Source organism: Mesotoga sp. UBA5825 (assembly GCF_002432955.1).
Classification (GTDB): Bacteria; Thermotogota; Thermotogae; order Petrotogales; family Kosmotogaceae; genus Mesotoga.
On record NZ_DJHG01000019.1, the window covers coordinates 596 to 7,311 of the forward strand.

Genomic DNA, 6,716 nt, shown 5'->3' on the forward strand with positions numbered 1-6,716 from the left:
GACAAGCAAGACTAGAGGTTCTCTTCATTTGAGTGAACAGTTTGATGGCAGTCAAGGGACACAGATCTCGATCAATCCTTTCATGCCTAAGAGAAGATCAGAAAGCGCAAATGGAATGACAGACCATTCCATCGCTCCAAAATGAAGTATCTTCCAGACAAAAGGCGCCTACAATTAACAAGAACTATTAGAGCTCTTTAGAGCGAGTTCTATAGCCGGAATGGTTTTTCAGACCTCTTAATGTTCAAGGATTTGTTCAGGTTGAATCAGGGGTCACAATACTTGAGATCACAAAGAGCGTTCCTATCGACCACAACTGAGGTGAGCAGCTGGCGGGATACTCTATTAACTTTCCTGACGTCTCGATTTTTGACAGACCGCTGAAGAGTTCGGGGAGGCGATTGTCATGATGCCTTTCCTTCGCCTTCAAGAGGTCTAGAGCGAGCCCCTTGGCCTTTTCCGAAAAGCCGTAATTCATAAGCCCAAGCAGAATAAGCGAGTTGTCGTGCGGCCAGACGCTACCGTTGTGGTAGGAGAAGGGATTGTAGCGCTTCATTCTGCTCGAGAGCGTTCTTATTCCCCAGCCGGTGTACATTTCTTCGGAAAAGAGCCGTTCCACTAGCGCCTCTGCTTTGTCTTCGTCCACTATCCCTGTCATGAGGCAGTGGCCTGGGTTTGAGGTTATCGAGTCGACCGGAGTCTTGTTCTTATCGAGAGCCGTAGCGAAGTAGCTCTCGCTCTCGAGCCAGAAATCACGATTGAAATTGATCTTTAGAGCCGCCGCTCTAGAGGCATAGAGCGAGGCTATCTCTCTTTTGTCAAAGAGAACCATGAGCTTTTCGAGGCATTTGAAAGCGTCGTACAGATATCCCTGAACCTCTACGAGGGCAAGGGGCGGTTCTGCAAGCCTTCCGTCCGCGAAGCTCACCGAATCTGAGGAATCCTTCCAGCCCTGATTTACGAGGCCGCTGCCCGAAGGAGCAAACTCGATATATCCGTCGTTATCCGGGTCGGCATAATCGTCGATCCATTTTGCAGCTGCCATGACGTTCTTCTCAATGGATTTCACGAAGTTACTGTCATCTGTCTGAACGTAATACCTGTGAGCTAGCATTATGAAGAGAAGGGTAGCATCGATCGTGCCGTAGTATCTTTCGAAGGGGAGTTTCCCTGACAGAGAAAGCTCGTTCAGGCGTGTCTCGTGAACGATCTTTCCCGGCTGTGCTTCGGTCTTATGATCTTCCTCTTTACTTTGAAGGTGAGCATGTACCGTAAGAATATTTCTTGCTATTTCGGGAAGGAGATCAACTGTCTGAAGCCCAAAGATGAGGCTATCCCTTCCGAAGACGGTCGCGTACCAGGGAAGACCGGCTCCAGGAAAGTCCCCGTAGATCGTGGGAATCATGAGAGTCTTTAGATCCCCCAGCTCCCTTTCATTCAGCAGCGGAGTGTCCTTGACAGGTGAGATGTCCTTCACGGGTCTTTCCGACAACAGCTTCTTGAAGATCACTTCTTTCTTCAATTCTTTGCTTACTCTGAGCTTCCCGGAAAGACTGGAACTTCCGCCAGACATTATTTTCATTGAAAGAGCCGGTAGAGAGTTCTCAACGATGTCTTTCTCGAAATCATTTTCAAACTCAAAGTTATTCGTTGTAGATGATGACAGCGTCCTAGATATATCCAGCCCTTTGTAAGCGTCGTTTTCTCCTCTAACAGAAAACATGTCTTCAAAGGCGCAGCTGATTTCAAATTCGAAGGACACTTCTATATCCTCTGCCGAATAGTTCCTGACCGTTAGCTCTGTGTAAAGTGTGTTTCCCTCCGCGCGGAGGCTTTCAGTCACATAGATATCGAAATGTGGAGCCTCGGGTTTAGATAGGCCAAGATAACGGACTTCAATCCCGTCCCATGAAAAGTCAGAGTGAAGTCTTCTGAGTTGTAACGATGATTTGAGGACCATTCTCGAAATGAAACGGGTGTCCTCCAGGTAAAGTCCGGCCGCCTTTTCGCTGTCGCAGTCGATGATCCCTTTGTCATCTGTCACGACCATGAGATTTCCATTCTTGAAGATCTTCATTTCAACACCTCTTGGACTGAAGGGTTCTGAGGTTCTTCAAATTTCGATTTTACACTTATACAAGCCTGCTGAGCCGAACTTCTCTACTCGTTTCAGGCGATCCTGGAAAACTGGCTCTCGACACAGGTAGAGCAGATCACTGTATATTCCAGGCAGCAATGCAAAACGCCCTGCTGTGTTAGCTTTTCTCTGTCTTCTCCCGATCGACCCTTTTCAATTTGAAAGACTCTTCTAAAGGTTCGCCGAGAAGATAGTGGCTGAACCAGGCGAGATTCTGAGTCATTATCGCCCTGTGGAGGCCGGGCTTGTCTGCACCGTGACCCATGCCCTTGTAGATCACGAGTCTGACGGGAACGTTCATCTCTCTCAACCCCTGATAAAGTTCGAAGGCGTTAGGCGGTGGAACCCTCGTGTCCGAGCCGCCGTGTTGAATGAGGGTTGGTGTTGAAGCATTCTTTATGTATGAGATAGGCGAAGTCTGCTCGTATATCTGAGGATCTTCCCAGGGGTTGTCGCCGAGGTATCGGTGACAGAATTCATGGATGTCTGTGTTCACATGATAAGTCATCCAGTTGGATATCCCGGCTCCCACCGAAGCGGCTTTGAATCTCTTTCCGTAAGTTGCACAGAAGGCCGAGATGTACCCGCCCTGGCTCCAGCCCATTACTCCGATGCGGTCTTCGTCCACGAACCCTTTTTCGATAAGATGATCGACTCCGCTAATTACGTCTTGGTAATCTCCAATCCCCAGGTTTCTGTAATTCAGTTTCCTGAAGTCTCTTCCATAGCCCTCGCTCCCACGGTAGTTGGGCTCCAGCACAAGTACACCTTTAGAAACAAGCTGCTCGATAGGGTAATAACTGCTGGTCACTCTCGCAGCAAGGGCAGTCCAGGTAGGTCCTCCATGAACAAGAACCACAAGCGGATGTTTCTTCATCGAGTCGAAGTCGACGGGGAGATTCAAGACGCCGTGGATTTCGGTGCCGTCGTTGCTCTTCCAAGAGAGTCTTTCCTTTCGTACCCTTTCTCTCTTGGGCTGCAAAGACGCAATATCCGTTATCTTCTTCCCATCGAGGTAGATCTCGACAGGTTCATCATCTGTGGCCATGGCCATCGCTAAGTGCTCTCCATTTGGCGTCGTACTGGAAGCCATAACCAGCTGATCCTCATTCGTCAGCCGTGCGATGGTGCCTTTCTCTCCCAGCAGGCCCAGGCTGATCGTGCAGTCCTCTATCCAGCTCACGAAGAAGCCCTTCTCTGTCCAGGAAACCAGCTCTATGTTCAGGTCGTGTTTTACCACCACCCGTTTCTTTGAGAGATCTGAAAGATCTACGATCTCAACGGCCCCGTTATCCATCCAGGGATCTTCTTCTTCGGGAACGACGACTGCAAGTTTCTTCGAATCAGGAGAGAATGCGAATCCCCTGGGATGCGTCAGCGGCAGTTCTTTCAGTTTCCTATCGGCATTCATGAGAAATACTTTAGCTTTGTCGAAGTCGTTTACATCGCTCGTCGGAGGCGCAAGAAGGGCGACATGATTTCCGTCAGGAGAAAGAGCGATCGAAGAAACATGAAACTCCTTTCCGTCTGTCAGCTTATCGAAAAGCGTCTCTTCAGATCTCATATCCTTGGGCAGTTCGAATCTTGAAGAGTATTTCTTCATTGCGCGTGAGAGATGAACGAAGAAAAGCGAGCTGTTCTTCGGTTCTTCATCTATGTAGTCGAATTCGCCGTAGTTCTCTTTCCTCTTTTTAAGTTCCTCGCTTTCGGGAGAGGCAGCAACTAGATAAAGCCCGTCGTTCTTACGGCTCCACTTTATCTGGCTTATGTCGTTCTCGAAAGTAAGTAGCTTGAACGTTCGCTTCTCTTCGAAATCGAAGATCATAACGTCGTTCTTGTTTTCTCCGCCGGTCTTCTGGAGAAAGGCAAGTCTCTTAGAATCAGGATCCCAATCGGGAAGAGAAGAGTCGAATTCATCGTTCGAGACATGCAGAGCAGTCCCACTTTCTGCATCATAGACCACAACCGTACTTAGGTATTTATTGTCGTCCCAGTCTGTATGCCTAACCGTATAGGCAACCTTTTTGCCGTCGGCCGAAATAACGGGACTGTTTACAACAGGAAGCGAAAGCTGCTCCTCTATCGTGAGATATCCGTCGCTCAAATCATATCCCTCCCATCTGAAATAAGAAGACAGTACTATCATAGTCTATCCTTTAAAAACAAGCAAAAGGTCTGCCAACAACCTTCTCACCGCACCAAAGTCCACTTCAAACGCCTGTATTGAAGTCACTTTATCGCACTATATTCTAGCTCACAGATATATGATCTTGAAGAAGATACATAGGAGAGGTTTTTTCTATCGTTCATTCTTTTGCTATCGCATCCATTCTCTTGGCAGGATTCACTCGGGCCTCAGATAGCAGGTGTCAATCCCGGCTGGCTGAATGAAGGAGATGTTGGCATGAAGATTACCTTCCTTCCCCATTCACGATTAGGCAACTGGGATTTCTTTCTTAGTCTGGCCTTCGTTGTCTTGCTCTTTGCCCAGATACAGTTCTCATTGATTCCTCTGCCAGTCTTCTCTGTTATGGCTCTGGGAGTAGAGGGCTTTGTCTTATCTATGATCGCTTTTCTCAAAAGGGATAGAGCAGCGGGAAAGCTGCTTTCCATAATTATTGGAGCCGCGATTATCTTCTTCTTCGGATCTATACTGATCATGTCTACCGACCTCTTCAAGGGTTTTCTCGATGCGAAGGACTACCTGCAGAAGTCGGAAAGAGAGAAGCTCAATAACATAAACATCTGGCAATTCGACGGCGTAGCCGGAAACTGGATGTACGTTACTGACTATGCCGGCCCCCGGTATCGTGTCAAGCTAGATGGCTCGGTCGGCACCAGAATGAATTGAACCCGGTCTTTCGGCCAAGGCTCACATTCCGCTTATCATCTTCGACAACCTAATTTCTGGTGAAGACGCGTAGTTCGCAGTTCTTGCTCTTTTTGCTGCATGAGTTTCCGTCAATGTTGATTTGGAGTGTCTCCCTGTATAATTAGCTCAAAACTTATACTTGCTTAATACCCTTTGACTAGCCGTGTCTCGCGTCTTGAATCCGATCTTGAAATCAGGAAATTTGGTGTAGTCCCGACTAGAGAGCAATTCCCGTCTCTAATTCGATCATTGCAGCTTCAGCTAAGAGTCACATTATGCCCATTCATTTTAACTGGAAACACGATTGGAGTTTTCATGATTGCCAAATTAAACTGAACATTGGTCCTAGTTTTCAGGAAAGAGGAGGAGTATCCGTGGTTTCAAAGAGACTGGTAATGACCTGTTTCATACTGATTATGTTGATCTCGAGCCTATTCTCCTTTCAGCCAGAACTCACTCTTGATCCTATCGAGGCGAAGTCCATAGCGAAGGAGGCTTATATTTTCGCCTACCCTATGCTNNAGAACTACCGGCCCCGGCCCGACGACGTTCATGGTTGCCGGTCCACACTGGGATGGAGAAATTCCCGCAGGCATAGACAGGGTGGTGTACAGCGAAGGTAATTTTGTCTACTGCGTAGTGAGAACCGGCGTGAACAGTGAACTGCAAGGAGACCTTCAAAAGGTTCTCGAGATACAGCAGCAGTACAAATCGCAGGCTCTCAGTGATTATTGCGGAAATCCTTCTACGGAAGAGACTCGTTCCGTAGATCTGCCTCCTTTCGATCAAAGTGTTGCCGACTCGACTGGTTTTATCGGATACTTCAACTTTCTTCTCGGGCAGCTTGAAATACACCCTTCGGAGGAGGCTCTAATCGACGGTTTTTCTAGGATCGGAATCGGACCGAATTATCCATTCGATCCCGATAGCCTTTCAGAAGCCGTAAGAGAAGCTGTGAGGAGGCAATAACTGAAGCCCGGGACGAGATCTATGCAATGGAGACGAAGATAGGGATCGTTCAGGACGGCTGGTCTTTGCCAGAAAGAATCTTCGGTAATAGGGACAGAATGCAGGGTCTGCATCTGATGAGGGCGGCGGCAGCTCATCTTGGACTTTATGGGAACGATCTGGAAGAGACCTTCTATCCAAACTGTCTGTCTGATAGCGATGGTGACAAATTGGATGCTTCAAAATACAACTACGTCATTACCTTCAGCAAGGATCGGTTGCCTCCGGTTGATCCGAGAGGATTCTGGTCGCTCACAATGTACGACAAGGACCAGTTCCTTGTGGAGAATCCCCTGAACAGATACTCTATCGGCGATAGATCAGAATTGAAATATGGCGAGGATGGCTCTCTGGTTCTATATCTGCAGCATGAATCACCCGGAGCATCAAAGGAGTCGAACTGGCTTCCGACACCCAACGGGGAGTTCAAGCTCACCATGAGGATCTATATACCATTGCCCGAAGGGCTGGATCCTCTTTACTGTCCGCCTCCTGTTCAAAAAGCCGGAGAGATCAGTGAATAGTTGCGTTGACTTCGACAACTCACAAACTCTTCTGTGATCGGTGATGACTGATGTCTAGCGTAAACTGTAATACTGTGATTCGACTTTGACGGCAAGGAATCTAAGAAGAGCTAAACAAGCGGAAAAACGAAAAGAGAAAGAGACGTACCACCACAAAGACCTATGAGTGGATTGC

At 47.9% G+C, this 6,716-nt stretch carries 5 protein-coding genes; 3 read left to right on the forward strand and 2 right to left on the reverse strand.

The window, feature by feature from the left end; genetic code table 11:
- Nucleotides 1-256 precede the first annotated feature (256 nt).
- Both B3N33_RS01135 and B3N33_RS01140 read right to left on the reverse strand, forming a co-directional pair.
- Nucleotides 257-2,077, reverse strand: coding sequence for an MGH1-like glycoside hydrolase domain-containing protein (locus tag B3N33_RS01135; protein ID WP_292589766.1), 1,821 nt, complete (start codon nt 2,075-2,077; stop codon nt 257-259).
- A 178-nt stretch (nt 2,078-2,255) separates the two neighbouring features.
- The gene (locus B3N33_RS01140; RefSeq protein WP_292591892.1) at nt 2,256-4,241 is read right to left on the reverse strand and encodes a S9 family peptidase; all 1,986 of its coding nucleotides are present in this window, start codon (nt 4,239-4,241) and stop codon (nt 2,256-2,258) included.
- Nucleotides 4,242-4,541: 300 nt separating this feature from the next.
- Between B3N33_RS01140 and B3N33_RS01145 the strand changes: the two genes are divergently transcribed.
- The 3 genes from B3N33_RS01145 (at nt 4,542) to B3N33_RS01155 (ending at nt 6,541) form a co-directional block, all read left to right on the forward strand.
- Nucleotides 4,542-4,988 (forward strand): hypothetical protein, encoded by a 447-nt coding sequence (locus B3N33_RS01145; protein ID WP_292591894.1) that lies wholly within the window; start codon nt 4,542-4,544, stop codon nt 4,986-4,988.
- 573 nt (nt 4,989-5,561) lie between these two features.
- Nucleotides 5,562-5,978: a DUF1254 domain-containing protein gene (locus B3N33_RS01150; RefSeq protein ID WP_292591896.1), complete on the forward strand. Its 417-nt coding sequence runs from the start codon at nt 5,562-5,564 to the stop codon at nt 5,976-5,978.
- Between the two features lie 26 nt (nt 5,979-6,004).
- Entirely contained in the window at nt 6,005-6,541 is a 537-nt protein-coding gene (locus B3N33_RS01155) for a DUF1214 domain-containing protein (RefSeq protein ID WP_292591897.1), read from the forward strand.
- The last annotated feature ends 175 nt before the right edge of the window (nt 6,542-6,716 follow it).

Excerpts from the sequence above, each read along its gene's own strand:
- B3N33_RS01135 (WP_292589766.1), bottom strand. The coding sequence starts at position 2,077 with ATGAAGATCTTCAAGAATGGAAATCTCATGGTCGTGACAGATGACAAA.
- B3N33_RS01145 (WP_292591894.1), top strand. The coding sequence starts at position 4,542 with ATGAAGATTACCTTCCTTCCCCATTCACGATTAGGCAACTGGGATTTC.
- B3N33_RS01150 (WP_292591896.1), top strand. The coding sequence starts at position 5,562 with ATGGTTGCCGGTCCACACTGGGATGGAGAAATTCCCGCAGGCATAGAC.
- B3N33_RS01155 (WP_292591897.1), top strand. The coding sequence starts at position 6,005 with ATGGAGACGAAGATAGGGATCGTTCAGGACGGCTGGTCTTTGCCAGAA.